Annotated in this window: 6 protein-coding genes, 2 tRNA genes and 6 rRNA genes; 2 read left to right on the forward strand and 12 right to left on the reverse strand. The window is 56.4% G+C overall.

Annotated elements, in window-relative coordinates:
• Positions 1 to 9: 9 nt before the first annotated feature.
• The 4 genes from rrf (ACRQ5J_RS00005) to ACRQ5J_RS00020 all read right to left on the reverse strand — a co-directional run bounded on the left by rrf (ACRQ5J_RS00005) (position 10) and on the right by ACRQ5J_RS00020 (position 6,343).
• Positions 10 to 122, reverse strand: a 5S ribosomal RNA gene (gene rrf, locus ACRQ5J_RS00005).
• A gap of 158 nt (positions 123 to 280) precedes the next feature.
• Positions 281 to 3,151 (reverse strand): 23S ribosomal RNA (locus ACRQ5J_RS00010).
• 166 nt (positions 3,152 to 3,317) lie between these two features.
• Positions 3,318 to 4,851, reverse strand: a 16S ribosomal RNA gene (locus ACRQ5J_RS00015).
• The 16S, 23S and 5S rRNA genes sit together here, the layout of an rRNA operon.
• Before the next feature lie 289 nt (positions 4,852 to 5,140).
• Positions 5,141 to 6,343: a YbfB/YjiJ family MFS transporter gene (locus tag ACRQ5J_RS00020; RefSeq protein WP_432380582.1), complete on the reverse strand. Its 1,203-nt coding sequence runs from the start codon at positions 6,341 to 6,343 to the stop codon at positions 5,141 to 5,143.
• A gap of 81 nt (positions 6,344 to 6,424) precedes the next feature.
• On the opposite strand from ACRQ5J_RS00020, the gene ACRQ5J_RS00025 reads away from it, so the two are divergent.
• Positions 6,425 to 7,030, forward strand: coding sequence for a TetR/AcrR family transcriptional regulator (locus ACRQ5J_RS00025; protein WP_432380583.1), 606 nt, complete (start codon positions 6,425 to 6,427; stop codon positions 7,028 to 7,030).
• Here ACRQ5J_RS00025 and ACRQ5J_RS00030 read toward each other — a convergent pair.
• Positions 7,020 to 7,292 carry an SDR family NAD(P)-dependent oxidoreductase gene (locus tag ACRQ5J_RS00030; RefSeq protein ID WP_432380584.1) on the reverse strand — a complete coding sequence of 91 codons (273 nt, stop codon included), beginning with the start codon at positions 7,290 to 7,292 and terminating at the stop codon, positions 7,020 to 7,022. The genes ACRQ5J_RS00025 and ACRQ5J_RS00030 overlap by 11 nt on opposite strands.
• A 186-nt stretch (positions 7,293 to 7,478) precedes the next feature.
• Between ACRQ5J_RS00030 and ACRQ5J_RS00035 the strand changes: the two genes are divergently transcribed.
• Positions 7,479 to 8,375: an AraC family transcriptional regulator gene (locus tag ACRQ5J_RS00035; protein ID WP_432383552.1), complete on the forward strand. Its 897-nt coding sequence runs from the start codon at positions 7,479 to 7,481 to the stop codon at positions 8,373 to 8,375.
• On the opposite strand, the gene ACRQ5J_RS00040 is transcribed toward ACRQ5J_RS00035, so the two are convergent.
• The 7 genes from ACRQ5J_RS00040 to ACRQ5J_RS00070 form a co-directional block, all read right to left on the reverse strand.
• Positions 8,361 to 9,800: a DUF3482 domain-containing protein gene (locus tag ACRQ5J_RS00040; RefSeq protein ID WP_432380585.1), complete on the reverse strand. Its 1,440-nt coding sequence runs from the start codon at positions 9,798 to 9,800 to the stop codon at positions 8,361 to 8,363. The genes ACRQ5J_RS00035 and ACRQ5J_RS00040 overlap by 15 nt on opposite strands.
• Positions 9,797 to 11,161, reverse strand: a complete 1,365-nt coding sequence (locus tag ACRQ5J_RS00045) for a DUF2868 domain-containing protein (RefSeq protein ID WP_432380586.1) — start codon at positions 11,159 to 11,161, stop codon at positions 9,797 to 9,799. Before ACRQ5J_RS00045 ends, ACRQ5J_RS00040 begins: the two co-directional genes overlap by 4 nt.
• A 61-nt stretch (positions 11,162 to 11,222) precedes the next feature.
• Positions 11,223 to 11,335 (reverse strand): 5S ribosomal RNA (rrf, locus tag ACRQ5J_RS00050).
• Positions 11,336 to 11,492: 157 nt separating this feature from the next.
• Positions 11,493 to 14,362: ribosomal RNA gene (locus ACRQ5J_RS00055) — 23S ribosomal RNA — on the reverse strand.
• 169 nt (positions 14,363 to 14,531) lie between these two features.
• Positions 14,532 to 14,607 (reverse strand) — tRNA-Ala (locus ACRQ5J_RS00060).
• A 7-nt stretch (positions 14,608 to 14,614) separates the two neighbouring features.
• Positions 14,615 to 14,691, reverse strand: a tRNA-Ile gene (locus ACRQ5J_RS00065).
• 61 nt (positions 14,692 to 14,752) lie between these two features.
• Positions 14,753 to 16,286, reverse strand: a 16S ribosomal RNA gene (locus ACRQ5J_RS00070).
• Positions 16,287 to 16,371: the final 85 nt, after the last annotated feature.

Consider the following 16,371-nt stretch of genomic DNA (forward strand, 5'->3'; position numbering starts at 1 on the left):
TAATAACTAGCTTGACGATAACCTACTTTCACACTGGTTGCAGCACTATCATCGGCGTAGAGTCGTTTCACGGTCCTGTTCGGGATGGGAAGGGGTGGGACCGACTTACTATGGTCATCAAGCTTTGACTGGGAACAATCGGGAAGAAGTAAGGTGTGATGGGTCCCCGCCTTCGCGGGGACGACGATGCGTCGTCGTTCCCGCGCAGGCGGGAACCCAATTTCGTTTTATCAGAGTAGCACTCACCATCATAGTAAATGCGTATAACCGTCAAGGTTATAGGGACAAGCCGTACGGGCAATTAGTATCAGTTAGCTTAATGCATTACTGCACTTCCACACCTGACCTATCAACGTCCTGGTCTCGAACGACCCTTCAAAGAGCTCAAGGCTCTGGGAAATCTCATCTTAAGGCAAGTTTCCCGCTTAGATGCTTTCAGCGGTTATCTCTTCCAGACTTAGCTACCCGGCAATGCCACTGGCGTGACAACCGGTACACCAGAGGTCTGTCCACTCCGGTCCTCTCGTACTAGGAGCAGCCCCCTTCAAATTTCCAACGCCCACGGCAGATAGGGACCAAACTGTCTCACGACGTTTTAAACCCAGCTCACGTACCACTTTAAATGGCGAACAGCCATACCCTTGGGACCGGCTACAGCCCCAGGATGTGATGAGCCGACATCGAGGTGCCAAACTCCCCGTCGATATGAACTCTTGGGAGGAATCAGCCTGTTATCCCCAGAGTACCTTTTATCCGTTGAGCGATGGCCCTTCCATACAGAACCACCGGATCACTATGTCCTACTTTCGTACCTGCTCGACTTGTCGGTCTCGCAGTTAAGCACGCTTATGCCATTGCACTATTAGCACGATGTCCGACCGTACCTAGCGTACCTTCGAACTCCTCCGTTACACTTTAGGAGGAGACCGCCCCAGTCAAACTGCCTACCATGCACTGTCCCCGATCCGGATAACGGACCAAGGTTAGAACCTCAAATGAACCAGGGTGGTATTTCAAGGATGGCTCCATAGGAACTGGCGTCCCTACTTCAAAGCCTCCCACCTATCCTACACAGATTGATTCAAAGTCCAATGCAAAGCTACAGTAAAGGTTCATGGGGTCTTTCCGTCTAGCCGCGGGTAGATTGCATCATCACAAACACTTCAACTTCGCTGAGTCTCGGGAGGAGACAGTGTGGCCATCGTTACGCCATTCGTGCAGGTCGGAACTTACCCGACAAGGAATTTCGCTACCTTAGGACCGTTATAGTTACGGCCGCCGTTTACTGGGACTTCAATCAAGAGCTTGCACCCCATCATTTAATCTTCCAGCACCGGGCAGGCGTCACACCCTATACGTCCACTTTCGTGTTTGCAGAGTGCTGTGTTTTTATTAAACAGTCGCAGCCACCATTTTATTGCAACCTTTTCGCCCTATCACAGTAAAGTGACCAAGCTACCGAGGCGTACCTTTTCCCGAAGTTACGGTACCAATTTGCCGAGTTCCTTCTCCCGAGTTCTCTCAAGCGCCTTAGAATACTCATCTCGCCCACCTGTGTCGGTTTGCGGTACGGTCTCGTATGACTGAAGCTTAGAGGCTTTTCTTGGAACCACTTCCGATTGCTACGTGAACAAGTTCACTCGTCCCACTCCCTTGAATTACGTGCCCGGATTTGCCTAAGCACCTTCTATGAAGCAGAAACTGACTATTCCAACAGTCAGACAACCTTCCGCGATCCGTCCCCCCATCGCATCATACGACGGTGCAGGAATATTAACCTGCTTCCCATCAGCTACGCATCTCTGCCTCGCCTTAGGGGCCGACTCACCCTGCTCCGATGAACGTTGAACAGGAAACCTTGGGCTTACGGCGTGGGGGCTTTTCACCCCCATTATCGCTACTCATGTCAGCATTCGCACTTCTGATACCTCCAGCATCCTTTACAAGACACCTTCGCAGGCTTACAGAACGCTCTCCTACCATATCCTTGCGGATATCCGCAGCTTCGGTGACTGGCTTAGCCCCGTTACATCTTCCGCGCAGGACGACTCGATCAGTGAGCTATTACGCTTTCTTTAAATGATGGCTGCTTCTAAGCCAACATCCTGACTGTTTTAGCCTTCCCACTTCGTTTTCCACTTAGCCAATCTTTGGGACCTTAGCTGGCGGTCTGGGTTGTTTCCCTCTTGACGCCGGACGTTAGCACCCGACGTCTGTCTCCCAAGCTCGCACTCATCGGTATTCGGAGTTTGCAATGGTTTGGTAAGTCGCGATGACCCCCTAGCCATAACAGTGCTCTACCCCCGATGGTGATACTTGAGGCACTACCTAAATAGTTTTCGGAGAGAACCAGCTATTTCCAAGTTTGTTTAGCCTTTCACCCCTACCCACAGCTCATCCCCTAATTTTTCAACATTAGTGGGTTCGGACCTCCAGTGCGTGTTACCGCACCTTCATCCTGGCCATGAGTAGATCACTTGGTTTCGGGTCTACACCCAGCGACTATCGCCCTGTTCGGACTCGATTTCTCTACGGCTTCCCTATCCGGTTAACCTTGCCACTGAATGTAAGTCGCTGACCCATTATACAAAAGGTACGCAGTCACCCCTTGCGAGGCTCCTACTGTTTGTATGCACACGGTTTCAGGATCTATTTCACTCCCCTCCCGGGGTTCTTTTCGCCTTTCCCTCACGGTACTGGTTCACTATCGGTCGATTACGAGTATTTAGCCTTGGAGGATGGTCCCCCCATCTTCAGACAGGATTTCTCGTGTCCCGCCCTACTTGTCGTACGCTTAGTACCACCGGTCTGATTTCGTGTACGGGGCTATCACCCGCTATGGCTGCCATTTCCAGAGCATTCCACTATCAGTCCGACTATCACGTACAGGCTCTTCCCATTTCGCTCGCCACTACTTTGGGAATCTCGGTTGATTTATTTTCCTGCAGCTACTTAGATGTTTCAGTTCGCCGCGTTCGCTTCACACACCTATGTATTCAGTGGGTGATGACCCAGAGGGCCGGGTTTCCCCATTCGGAAATCTGCGGATCAAAGCTTGTTTGCTAGCTCCCCGCAGCTTATCGCAAGCTACTACGTCCTTCATCGCCTGTAATCGCCAAGGCATCCGCCATGTGCACTTATTCACTTGTCCCTATAACCTTGACGGCTATAGTTCTAAGCATTTACTACTATTGTGATGATGAGTTTTACTACCCTAAGTGTGTATTTCTACACGCTTAAATAAAACTTTACTTCTTCCAGATTGTTAAAGAACGGTACAGCAGATAAGTGTGAGCACTTGGAGCGTGCGACTCTAGAAAGGAGGTGATCCAGCCGCACCTTCCGATACGGCTACCTTGTTACGACTTCACCCCAGTCACGAATCCTACCGTGGTAAGCGCCCTCCTTACGGTTAAGCTACCTACTTCTGGTAAAACCCGCTCCCATGGTGTGACGGGCGGTGTGTACAAGACCCGGGAACGTATTCACCGCGACATGCTGATCCGCGATTACTAGCGATTCCAACTTCATGCAGTCGAGTTGCAGACTACAATCCGGACTACGATACACTTTCTGGGATTAGCTCCCCCTCGCGGGTTGGCGGCCCTCTGTATGTACCATTGTATGACGTGTGAAGCCCTACCCATAAGGGCCATGAGGACTTGACGTCATCCCCACCTTCCTCCGGTTTGTCACCGGCAGTCTCATTAGAGTGCTCTTGCGTAGCAACTAATGACAAGGGTTGCGCTCGTTGCGGGACTTAACCCAACATCTCACGACACGAGCTGACGACAGCCATGCAGCACCTGTGTAATGGTTCCCTTTCGGGCACTCCTCAATCTCTCAAGGATTCCATCCATGTCAAGGGTAGGTAAGGTTTTTCGCGTTGCATCGAATTAATCCACATCATCCACCGCTTGTGCGGGTCCCCGTCAATTCCTTTGAGTTTTAATCTTGCGACCGTACTCCCCAGGCGGTCTACTTCACGCGTTAGCTGCGTTACCAAGTCAATTAAGACCCGACAACTAGTAGACATCGTTTAGGGCGTGGACTACCAGGGTATCTAATCCTGTTTGCTCCCCACGCTTTCGTGCATGAGCGTCAGTTTTGACCCAGGGGGCTGCCTTCGCCATCGGTGTTCCTCCACATATCTACGCATTTCACTGCTACACGTGGAATTCTACCCCCTCTGCCAAACTCTAGCCTTGCAGTCACCAATGCCATTCCCAGGTTGAGCCCGGGGATTTCACATCAGTCTTACAAAACCGCCTGCGCACGCTTTACGCCCAGTAATTCCGATTAACGCTTGCACCCTACGTATTACCGCGGCTGCTGGCACGTAGTTAGCCGGTGCTTATTCTTCAGGTACCGTCATGAGCCGCAGATATTAGCCGCAGCCTTTTCTTCCCTGACAAAAGAGCTTTACAACCCGAAGGCCTTCTTCACTCACGCGGCATTGCTGGATCAGGGTTGCCCCCATTGTCCAAAATTCCCCACTGCTGCCTCCCGTAGGAGTCTGGACCGTGTCTCAGTTCCAGTGTGGCTGGTCGTCCTCTCAGACCAGCTACTGATCGATGCCTTGGTGGGCCTTTACCCCACCAACTAGCTAATCAGATATCGGCCGCTCCATGAGCATGAGGCCGCCAAGGCGGTCCCCCACTTTCTCCCTTAGGACGTATGCGGTATTAGCGTAACTTTCGCTACGTTATCCCCCACTCCTGGGTACGTTCCGATATATTACTCACCCGTTCGCCACTCGCCACCAGAGCAAGCTCCGTGCTGCCGTTCGACTTGCATGTGTAAGGCATGCCGCCAGCGTTCAATCTGAGCCAGGATCAAACTCTTTAGTTTAATCTCTGTTTGATGATCATTGCTGACCATGGTTCGCTCACTCAAAATACTGACAGTATTACTACTGTGTTATTTCTTGTTGAGCATTTAATGCTTTTTGTTGCAGCACCAAATGCCCACACTTATCGACTGTTAATTTTTAAAGATCGTTGTCTTGTGTTGCTTGCTGAAGAAGCGTTTTGTTCATCAGCACAGAAGCGAGATTATGAAGCATTTCGTTTATCTCGTCAACCCCTCGTTTTTTTCTGCATCGCTTTGTTAGTGATGCTGTGTTTCGCGAGGGGCAGAATCATACCAAGCCACCGGCTGGTTTGACAAGGGCTTTTTTCACGCCATCGGCCAGCAAGGCGATCAGCAGCGCGCCGGCGCCCATGCCCATCAGCAGGCGATAGTTGCCGCCGCTTTGCGTGAACACATAGGAATAGACATAGCCGGCCAGCGCCTGGAACATGGCAAACACCGTAGTCGCCTTGCTCCACACCACATTCTGCGCATGCACATCCCCCGGCAATATGCGCTGCACGCGGCCCAGCGTGATCGGCACGATGCCCGGCGGGAAGGAGCCGATTACCAGCGTCGCCGTCAACAGCAGCATATGATTGGTCGAGAACATCATCAGCGCGATCACTACCACCTGCAACCACATCGTCAGATGACTGGTCAGCGCCGGCCCGGCACGGTCGGACAGCGCGCCATACGCCATCGGCCCGATGCTCGCGCCGACGCCATACACGATCCAGAACAGCGAAGCGGTATGCGCGCCCCAACCCAGGCCGCGCGCCACGTAGTCGACCAGAAACACCATCATCGGCACCAGCCCCAGCGCCATCAGCGCGTATTGCAGGTACAGCAGATTGAGCTCGGCGCGCATCGATGCCCGCGCCGCCGCGCCCGGCTCCCCCTGCGGCACATGCGTATGCAGCGCATGCGGCCAGCACCGCCAGCTAGCCACGCTCAGCAACAGCGACAGCACGCCCAACCCCAGCCAGGTCGCCCGCATGCCCATGTCCAGCAGCAGCGGCACCACCGTGCCCGAGGCGGCAATGCCCAGGCCAACGCCAAGGAAGATGGCGCCGCTGGCCATGCCCTTGCGCTGCGCCGGCACGTGCGGCAACACCGTCATCGCCGCCAGCACCATGATGATGCCGCCTGAAACGCCCGACAGCAGGCGCCAGCCGAAGAACCAGCCGACCGACAGCGGGAAAGCACAGGCAAAGAATGCGGCCGAGGTCAGCAGCATCATGGCGCGCAGCGTCGGGCGGGCGCCATAGCGGCGCGCCGCCGGCCGCCCCGCCAGCGCACCGATCAGATAGCCGACCAGGTTGGCGGCGCCGAGATAAATCACATCGCTGGCGGCAAACCAGTGGGCGCCGATCATCGGCGGGATCAGCGGCGTATAGGCAAAGCGCGCCAGGCCAATGCCGACCAGGCTGGCGCATAGGCCGGCAAAAATAGCACGGGCGGTCATGCCGCGATCATCGGCGCTGGCCATGGCAACTCCTCAAAACTGTCATCATGTTTGACAGCATAGTCAAACTTGACAGACGTGTCAAACATGACGATAATTCTTGCCATGGCAGGCATAAAACAATTCAACGAAGACGATACGCTGGAACGGGCGATGCACGTGTTCTGGCGCCAGGGCTATGGCGCAACCTCCATGCCGGATCTGGCGAAAGCCACCGGCGTGCAGCGCGGCTCGCTGTATCACGCCTATGGCGACAAGCAGAACATTTTCCTGCTGGCGTTCGCCCGCTATCAACGGCACTATCTGGACATGGTGCGCAAGCACATGCAGCTGGACGACCCGGTGGCCGCGCTGCGTGCCTACTTCGCGTATGTGATCCGCTCGATGTCGGAGCCGGTGCCGCAGCTGGACGGCACGCCCTCAGCGCGCACGCGCGGCTGCCTGACCACCAAGATCGCCACCGATGAAACCGCGATGGACGAGCCGGTGCGCGTGGCGCTGCGCGGCATGCTGGAAGGATTGGCCGATGCGCTGGAGGAGCGCCTGTCGCAGCCGGACGCCAGGGACCGCCTGCGGCTGGCGCCAAAGGACGCCGCGCGCCTGCTGATGACCTTCACACGCGGCAATGTGGTGATGGAGCGTATTTACCAGGGCACCGAGCAATTAGAGGCGACGGCCGACCATATGATCGCACTGCTGTTCAAGCATTGATGATGACGTCGACGCGCTTGTGCACATCCTCGGCGAAGGCCAGGAACTCGCGCATCTCGTCCGGCTGATTCACATCCAGCGCAAACCATTCGGCCGAGCCGCCGGCCTGGCGGATTTCCGTCACCAGCGCATGCAGCTTGCTGGAGCGGCGCGCGCCCAGCACCACGTGATGGCCCTCGCCTGCCAGCTGACGGGCTGTCGCGGGTCCGCATCCCCGGCTGGCGCCGGCAATCAGAATTACTTTGCGATGAGCTTGAGTCATGATGCAGTCCTTTCCTGGCCATTAACACAGGCTGCATCTTACGGACGAATCGTCATGCTGCGAATGCACATGCCTATGTAGTTCTTGCCTAATCCTATGGATCGCATCGGCAATGGTAGCGATCCGCGCGTGAATCATGGATCATTCCTATTCATCACCGACAATAAGGAGTGCAGTGTGGACCGCATGATTGCCCTGCATATGCAGCTGGCGCGCACCGAAGGCTATACCGAAACCCTGGTGGACGACGTGCGCCTGACGCGCGCCAACCAGAGCGTGACCAAGTCGCCGGCGATGTACGATCCGTGCATCGCCATCGCGCTGCAGGGACGCAAGCGCACCTACTTCGGCAACGACATCCTGCAGTTCGACGCCGACCACTACCTGGTGGTGGCCGTGCCGATGCCGTTCACCGCCACCACCGAGGCGTCGGAGGAACATCCCTTCCTCGGCATCTCGGTGCGCATCGACCGCACCACGCTGGCCGACCTGATGTTCACCATCGACCAGACCGACAACGAAGTGTCCGCCATGCCCAAGGGCATGATGACCACGCGCATGGACGAACGCCTGCGCGAAACCGTGCTGCGCCTGCTGGAGGCGTTGAACTCGCCACTGGAAGCGAAAGTGCTGGGGCCGGGCATCGTACGCGAAATCTGCTACCGCGTGCTGATGGGCGAACAGGGCGCGGCGATGCGCGCGGCGCTGACCAGTCAGGGCCAGTTCGGCCGCATCGCCAAGGCGCTGCGCCGCATCCATGCCGACTACGCGGCCAGCATCGATGTCGGCATGCTGGCCGAGGAAGCCAATATGAGCGTGCCGGCCTTTCATGTGCACTTCAAGTCGGTCACGCACTGCTCGCCGATTCAGTATCTGAAGTCGGCGCGCCTGCACCAGGCGCGGCTGCTTATGGCGCGCAACGACATGACCGCGCAGGCCGCGTGCGCGCAGGTCGGTTACGAAAGCCCGTCGCAATTCAGCCGCGAGTTCAAGCGCTACTTCGGCCGCAGCCCGAGCGAGGAAGCCAACGCCATGCGCCGCTTCCTGCTGGTCAAGCCGGCCGAGGCCTCAAGACTGGTGTGAGCCAGGATACAGCTGTTCCAGCACCGCCGACATCATCTGCCGGACCAGCGGCTGCAACGGCGGCGCCTCCTGCAGGCGCGCCTGCTTCCACAATGCGGCCAGCGCGCCTTCATGCCGCGCCACCACCTGCTCCACCGCGCTTTGCCAGAACGCCGGCGCCTCGCCGTCGACAAAGCTGCCGCGACCACGCCCGAAGTGCGCCACCGCCAGATAGCGCAACAAGCCGGCCGCCACCAGCGTATGCATAAAGGCGTCGGAGAACTGCATGGTGGCCTGGTTGCGGTCGGTGCCGGAATTGAAGCCCCACGCTGCGCCGGCAAACGTCAGCGCGCCGGCCAGGCTGCCCAGGATGACGCCGCCGCCGAGCGTCAGGCCGCCGGCCATCAGGTCGGCTGAGAGGCCGGTAGCGGCGCCGGAAATCATTGCGCCCAGCAGGCCCGCCTGTGCCTTGTCGATCGGCGCGCGGACCGAGAAATGCTCGCGCACCTGCGCGTTGATCTCGGCGACGCCGGCCGGATCGAGCTGGTGCAGGACCAGCAGCTCACGCGTCATCTCGCCGGTGCGCAGGTTGAGCCGCGCGATCAGCTCGCCCATGGCCTGATCCTGCCGTTGCTGTTCGGCGTTTTTGCCGATGCCAACCACTTTCAGCGCCGACTTGATCAAGCTCTTGCCCTCGTCCGGCAACGCCTCGCTATCGCGCGCCGCTGCCAGCAAGTGCGCCGACAGCAGTTGCAGCGATTGCGCGTAGCGCTGCGCGTTGCGCGCCTGCCAGGCGGCGAGCAGGCGCGCATAGGCCGGCTGCTGTTGCGCGTCGAGCAATTCGGACAGGGCGTGATAAAACACCCGCTCGTGAACCCAGCTGCGGGCGAACGCATCCAGCGCAAGCACCTCGCGCACGGCAGGGTACTGGCGCAGGTAATCGCGCCAGCGCGCCTGGTCGGCCTGCTCTTCGGCCTGCGGGCGCGGGCGGCCGGTCTGGTTCAGGATCACCACCACCGGCTTGCCCAGCCATTCGAGAATCTTCATCTCGGCCGGCACATAGCCGGCGTCCTGCGGATCTTCCGCCGAATTCACCAGATAGAGCACGATGTCGGCGCTGTCGCGCGCCGCGCGCAACGCCTGTTGGCTCAGCCAGAACGGCCGATCCCGGTAGCGGTCCAGCACCTCGCGCAGAAACCAGCCGATCGGGTTGCCCGACTGCGCCAGGCGCTTTTGCAAGCGCACCGAATCGCCAAAGCCCGGCGTATCCCACAGCTGCAAAACATCGCCTTCCGGCGTGGTCAGCAAAGTGTGCGGTTCAGAGAGGATGGTGACGTGGGCGGCGTCGCGCACCTCGCCAACATCGACGCCCATCAGCGTACGCGCCAGCGTAGTCTTGCCGTTGTTAGTGTGGGAAATCAGCGCCAGTTGAATCGTCGCACTCATGCCGGCACCTGCAGGTTGACGACGCTGGCGGTGGTGCGGTGGAAGCGGCAGAACTCCTGCCACAGCGCGACGCGCTCGGCCAGGCGCTCGGGTCCCATGCGCTCCAGATACGCCGACTCATCCAGCAACACGGTCACGCCGCGCGGCAGCGCCTTCGACAGCGCATCGAGGAAGGCGCCGTGGTTTTCCTGCTCCGGCGTCGCGGTCAGGTTGAACAGCGCAGCGGTGCTCGTCACCTCGGCGTCGTCGCTGACCTGCGGCGCTTCGCCGTAGGCGGTGGACGGCCGCAGCATCAGTCTGCCCTGCTCGCCCAACATCTCTACCGCAAGCTGTTGCAGTCCGCGATGCCGCTGCTCGTCGATCGTGAAGCTGTATGGCAGCACGCGCAGCGTACCGCCTTGCGGCATGCCCATCGCATCCCTGAGCTTACGGAAATACGGCTGTTCCAGATCGAGCGGGAAATGGCGCATCAGTCGGGCCGCTCGCCATTGCGAGATGGCCGCCAGCAGCAGGCGCGGCGCGATCACCAGCAGCACAATCGTGGCCGCATACAGGTGCACCCAGCGCGCGCCGCCCGCCGCCGCCGTGGTTTGCGGGAAGCGCAGCGCTTCGATCTCCGCCAGTGTGAAGTCTTGCAGGTGCAGCAGCGCCGTGGCCGGCGCGAACAGTGTCGACAGCAGACTGTGCACCTGGCTGGCATCGAGGAACGTGCTTTCCCAGCCGGCCGCGTATTGCGACAGCAGGCCGCGCGCGTACAGCGAAGCGAGCGCGCCGGCGGCAAACGCGGCCGCACTCAGATGCACGCTGCGGCTCAGGCGCGCGGCGTTCAGCTTCGCACTAAGCTGCGACCACTCGCGCAGGAAGTCCATCACCGCCGTCGACAGCGCGGGCGGCAGTTTGCGCGGCGCCTTCAAACGGTGCGGCACGCGCGGGCGCGACGGAACAAACAGCCAGATCACCAGGCCCGCGTACACCAGCAGGTTCCAGCCGATAATCAACAACAAGGGCGCCGACAGCAAATCGACGCGGTGCGGATCGGTGATGCGGTCGAGGCCGGCGCCAAGCAGCAGGCCAATCAGCGGCAAGGCCCAGGCCAGCGGCTGCAATGGACTGCGTTGCTTGAGGAAGCCGGCAAACGTGGCATGGCGCTCGGCCAGGCGCTTGAGGATTTGTTCGGCACGCTGCTGAAGGAAATCGTCGCCGGTGGCTTCAGCCTTGCGGTCGGCGGCGCGCCACTGGGCCAGCTCGCGCGCGCTGCGGCTGGCATAAGTGCGATCGTCGTCGCTGAGGATTTCCTTGTTGTGATCGGCGGTCTCGATCGCGCGGACCAGCACGACGTCTCTTGCGGTGTGTTCGTTCATGCGAACGATTGTAAACGCAAAAAGGCCCGGTCACAGACCGGGCCTTCTCACTTAATAACTAGCTTGACGATAACCTACTTTCACACTGGTTGCAGCACTATCATCGGCGTAGAGTCGTTTCACGGTCCTGTTCGGGATGGGAAGGGGTGGGACCGACTTACTATGGTCATCAAGCTTTGACTGGGAACAATCGGGAAGAAGTAAGGTGCGATGGATCCCCGCCTTCGCGGGGACGACGATCCGTCGTCGTTCCCGCGCAGGCGGGAACCCAATTTGTTTTATCAGAGTAGCACTCACCATCATAGTAAATGCGTATAACCGTCAAGGTTATAGGGACAAGCCGTACGGGCAATTAGTATCAGTTAGCTTAATGCATTACTGCACTTCCACACCTGACCTATCAACGTCCTGGTCTCGAACGACCCTTCAAAGAGCTCAAGGCTCTGGGAAATCTCATCTTAAGGCAAGTTTCCCGCTTAGATGCTTTCAGCGGTTATCTCTTCCAGACTTAGCTACCCGGCAATGCCACTGGCGTGACAACCGGTACACCAGAGGTCTGTCCACTCCGGTCCTCTCGTACTAGGAGCAGCCCCCTTCAAATTTCCAACGCCCACGGCAGATAGGGACCAAACTGTCTCACGACGTTTTAAACCCAGCTCACGTACCACTTTAAATGGCGAACAGCCATACCCTTGGGACCGGCTACAGCCCCAGGATGTGATGAGCCGACATCGAGGTGCCAAACTCCCCGTCGATATGAACTCTTGGGAGGAATCAGCCTGTTATCCCCAGAGTACCTTTTATCCGTTGAGCGATGGCCCTTCCATACAGAACCACCGGATCACTATGTCCTACTTTCGTACCTGCTCGACTTGTCGGTCTCGCAGTTAAGCACGCTTATGCCATTGCACTATTAGCACGATGTCCGACCGTACCTAGCGTACCTTCGAACTCCTCCGTTACACTTTAGGAGGAGACCGCCCCAGTCAAACTGCCTACCATGCACTGTCCCCGATCCGGATAACGGACCAAGGTTAGAACCTCAAATGAACCAGGGTGGTATTTCAAGGATGGCTCCATAGGAACTGGCGTCCCTACTTCAAAGCCTCCCACCTATCCTACACAGATTGATTCAAAGTCCAATGCAAAGCTACAGTAAAGGTTCATGGGGTCTTTCCGTCTAGCCGCGGGTAGATTGCATCATCACAAACACTTCAACTTCGCTGAGTCTCGGGAGGAGACAGTGTGGCCATCGTTACGCCATTCGTGCAGGTCGGAACTTACCCGACAAGGAATTTCGCTACCTTAGGACCGTTATAGTTACGGCCGCCGTTTACTGGGACTTCAATCAAGAGCTTGCACCCCATCATTTAATCTTCCAGCACCGGGCAGGCGTCACACCCTATACGTCCACTTTCGTGTTTGCAGAGTGCTGTGTTTTTATTAAACAGTCGCAGCCACCATTTTATTGCAACCTTTTCGCCCTATCACAGTAAAGTGACCAAGCTACCGAGGCGTACCTTTTCCCGAAGTTACGGTACCAATTTGCCGAGTTCCTTCTCCCGAGTTCTCTCAAGCGCCTTAGAATACTCATCTCGCCCACCTGTGTCGGTTTGCGGTACGGTCTCGTATGACTGAAGCTTAGAGGCTTTTCTTGGAACCACTTCCGATTGCTACGTGAACAAGTTCACTCGTCCCACTCCCTTGAATTATGTGCCCGGATTTGCCTAAGCACCTTCTATGAAGCAGAAACTGACTATTCCAACAGTCAGACAACCTTCCGCGATCCGTCCCCCCATCGCATCATACGACGGTGCAGGAATATTAACCTGCTTCCCATCAGCTACGCATCTCTGCCTCGCCTTAGGGGCCGACTCACCCTGCTCCGATGAACGTTGAACAGGAAACCTTGGGCTTACGGCGTGGGGCTTTTCACCCCCATTATCGCTACTCATGTCAGCATTCGCACTTCTGATACCTCCAGCATCCTTTACAAGACACCTTCGCAGGCTTACAGAACGCTCTCCTACCATATCCTTGCGGATATCCGCAGCTTCGGTGACTGGCTTAGCCCCGTTACATCTTCCGCGCAGGACGACTCGATCAGTGAGCTATTACGCTTTCTTTAAATGATGGCTGCTTCTAAGCCAACATCCTGACTGTTTTAGCCTTCCCACTTCGTTTTCCACTTAGCCAATCTTTGGGACCTTAGCTGGCGGTCTGGGTTGTTTCCCTCTTGACGCCGGACGTTAGCACCCGACGTCTGTCTCCCAAGCTCGCACTCATCGGTATTCGGAGTTTGCAATGGTTTGGTAAGTCGCGATGACCCCCTAGCCATAACAGTGCTCTACCCCCGATGGTGATACTTGAGGCACTACCTAAATAGTTTTCGGAGAGAACCAGCTATTTCCAAGTTTGTTTAGCCTTTCACCCCTACCCACAGCTCATCCCCTAATTTTTCAACATTAGTGGGTTCGGACCTCCAGTGCGTGTTACCGCACCTTCATCCTGGCCATGAGTAGATCACTTGGTTTCGGGTCTACACCCAGCGACTATCGCCCTGTTCGGACTCGATTTCTCTACGGCTTCCCTATCCGGTTAACCTTGCCACTGAATGTAAGTCGCTGACCCATTATACAAAAGGTACGCAGTCACCCCTTGCGAGGCTCCTACTGTTTGTATGCACACGGTTTCAGGATCTATTTCACTCCCCTCCCGGGGTTCTTTTCGCCTTTCCCTCACGGTACTGGTTCACTATCGGTCGATTACGAGTATTTAGCCTTGGAGGATGGTCCCCCCATCTTCAGACAGGATTTCTCGTGTCCCGCCCTACTTGTCGTACGCTTAGTACCACCGGTCTGATTTCGTGTACGGGGCTATCACCCGCTATGGCCGCCATTTCCAGAGCGTTCCACTATCAGTCCGACTATCACGTACAGGCTCTTCCCATTTCGCTCGCCACTACTTTGGGAATCTCGGTTGATTTATTTTCCTGCAGCTACTTAGATGTTTCAGTTCGCCGCGTTCGCTTCACACACCTATGTATTCAGTGGGTGATGACCTAAAAGGCCGGGTTTCCCCATTCGGAAATCTGCGGATCAAAGCTTGTTTGCTAGCTCCCCGCAGCTTATCGCAAGCTACTACGTCCTTCATCGCCTGTAATCGCCAAGGCATCCGCCATGTGCACTTATTCACTTGTCCCTATAACCTTGACGGCTATAGTTCTAAGCATTTACTACTATTGTGATGATGAGTTTTACTACCCTAAGTGTGTATTTCTACACGCTTAAATAAAACTTTACTTCTTCCAGATTGTTAAAGAACGGTACTACTTTTACCTAAACACTGCTGCTTACGTAAAAACAGTAAGTGGTGGAGGATGACGGGATCGAACCGACGACCCCCTGCTTGCAAAGCAGGTGCTCTCCCAGCTGAGCTAATCCCCCAATGTCTTGGTGGGTCTGGTTGGGCTCGAACCAACGACCCCCGCGTTATCAACACGGTGCTCTAACCAGCTGAGCTACAGACCCTATGCTGTTCTCTAATCTCTTACAGTCGATAAGTGTGAGCGCTTAATGAAGCAAACTCTAGAAAGGAGGTGATCCAGCCGCACCTTCCGATACGGCTACCTTGTTACGACTTCACCCCAGTCACGAATCCTACCGTGGTAAGCGCCCTCCTTGCGGTTAAGCTACCTACTTCTGGTAAAACCCGCTCCCATGGTGTGACGGGCGGTGTGTACAAGACCCGGGAACGTATTCACCGCGACATGCTGATCCGCGATTACTAGCGATTCCAACTTCATGCAGTCGAGTTGCAGACTACAATCCGGACTACGATACACTTTCTGGGATTAGCTCCCCCTCGCGGGTTGGCGGCCCTCTGTATGTACCATTGTATGACGTGTGAAGCCCTACCCATAAGGGCCATGAGGACTTGACGTCATCCCCACCTTCCTCCGGTTTGTCACCGGCAGTCTCATTAGAGTGCTCTTGCGTAGCAACTAATGACAAGGGTTGCGCTCGTTGCGGGACTTAACCCAACATCTCACGACACGAGCTGACGACAGCCATGCAGCACCTGTGTAATGGTTCCCTTTCGGGCACTCCTCAATCTCTCAAGGATTCCATCCATGTCAAGGGTAGGTAAGGTTTTTCGCGTTGCATCGAATTAATCCACATCATCCACCGCTTGTGCGGGTCCCCGTCAATTCCTTTGAGTTTTAATCTTGCGACCGTACTCCCCAGGCGGTCTACTTCACGCGTTAGCTGCGTTACCAAGTCAATTAAGACCCGACAACTAGTAGACATCGTTTAGGGCGTGGACTACCAGGGTATCTAATCCTGTTTGCTCCCCACGCTTTCGTGCATGAGCGTCAGTTTTGACCCAGGGGGCTGCCTTCGCCATCGGTGTTCCTCCACATATCTACGCATTTCACTGCTACACGTGGAATTCTACCCCCTCTGCCAAACTCTAGCCTTGCAGTCACCAATGCCATTCCCAGGTTGAGCCCGGGGATTTCACATCAGTCTTACAAAACCGCCTGCGCACGCTTTACGCCCAGTAATTCCGATTAACGCTTGCACCCTACGTATTACCGCGGCTGCTGGCACGTAGTTAGCCGGTGCTTATTCTTCAGGTACCGTCATGAGCCGCAGATATTAGCCGCAGCCTTTTCTTCCCTGACAAAAGAGCTTTACAACCCGAAGGCCTTCTTCACTCACGCGGCATTGCTGGATCAGGGTTGCCCCCATTGTCCAAAATTCCCCACTGCTGCCTCCCGTAGGAGTCTGGACCGTGTCTCAGTTCCAGTGTGGCTGGTCGTCCTCTCAGACCAGCTACTGATCGATGCCTTGGTGGGCCTTTACCCCACCAACTAGCTAATCAGATATCGGCCGCTCCATGAGCATGAGGCCGCCAAGGCGGTCCCCCACTTTCTCCCTTAGGACGTATGCGGTATTAGCGTAACTTTCGCTACGTTATCCCCCACTCCTGGGTACGTTCCGATATATTACTCACCCGTTCGCCACTCGCCACCAGAGCAAGCTCCGTGCTGCCGTTCGACTTGCATGTGTAAGGCATGCCGCCAGCGTTCAATCTGAGCCAGGATCAAACTCTTTAGTTTAATCTCTGTTTGATGGCCATTGCTGACCATGGTTCGCTCACTCAAAATACTGACAGTATTACTACTGTGTTATTTCTTGTTGAGC

This window comes from Duganella sp. P38 (assembly GCF_050859475.1).
Classification (GTDB): Bacteria; Pseudomonadota; Gammaproteobacteria; order Burkholderiales; family Burkholderiaceae_D; genus Rugamonas.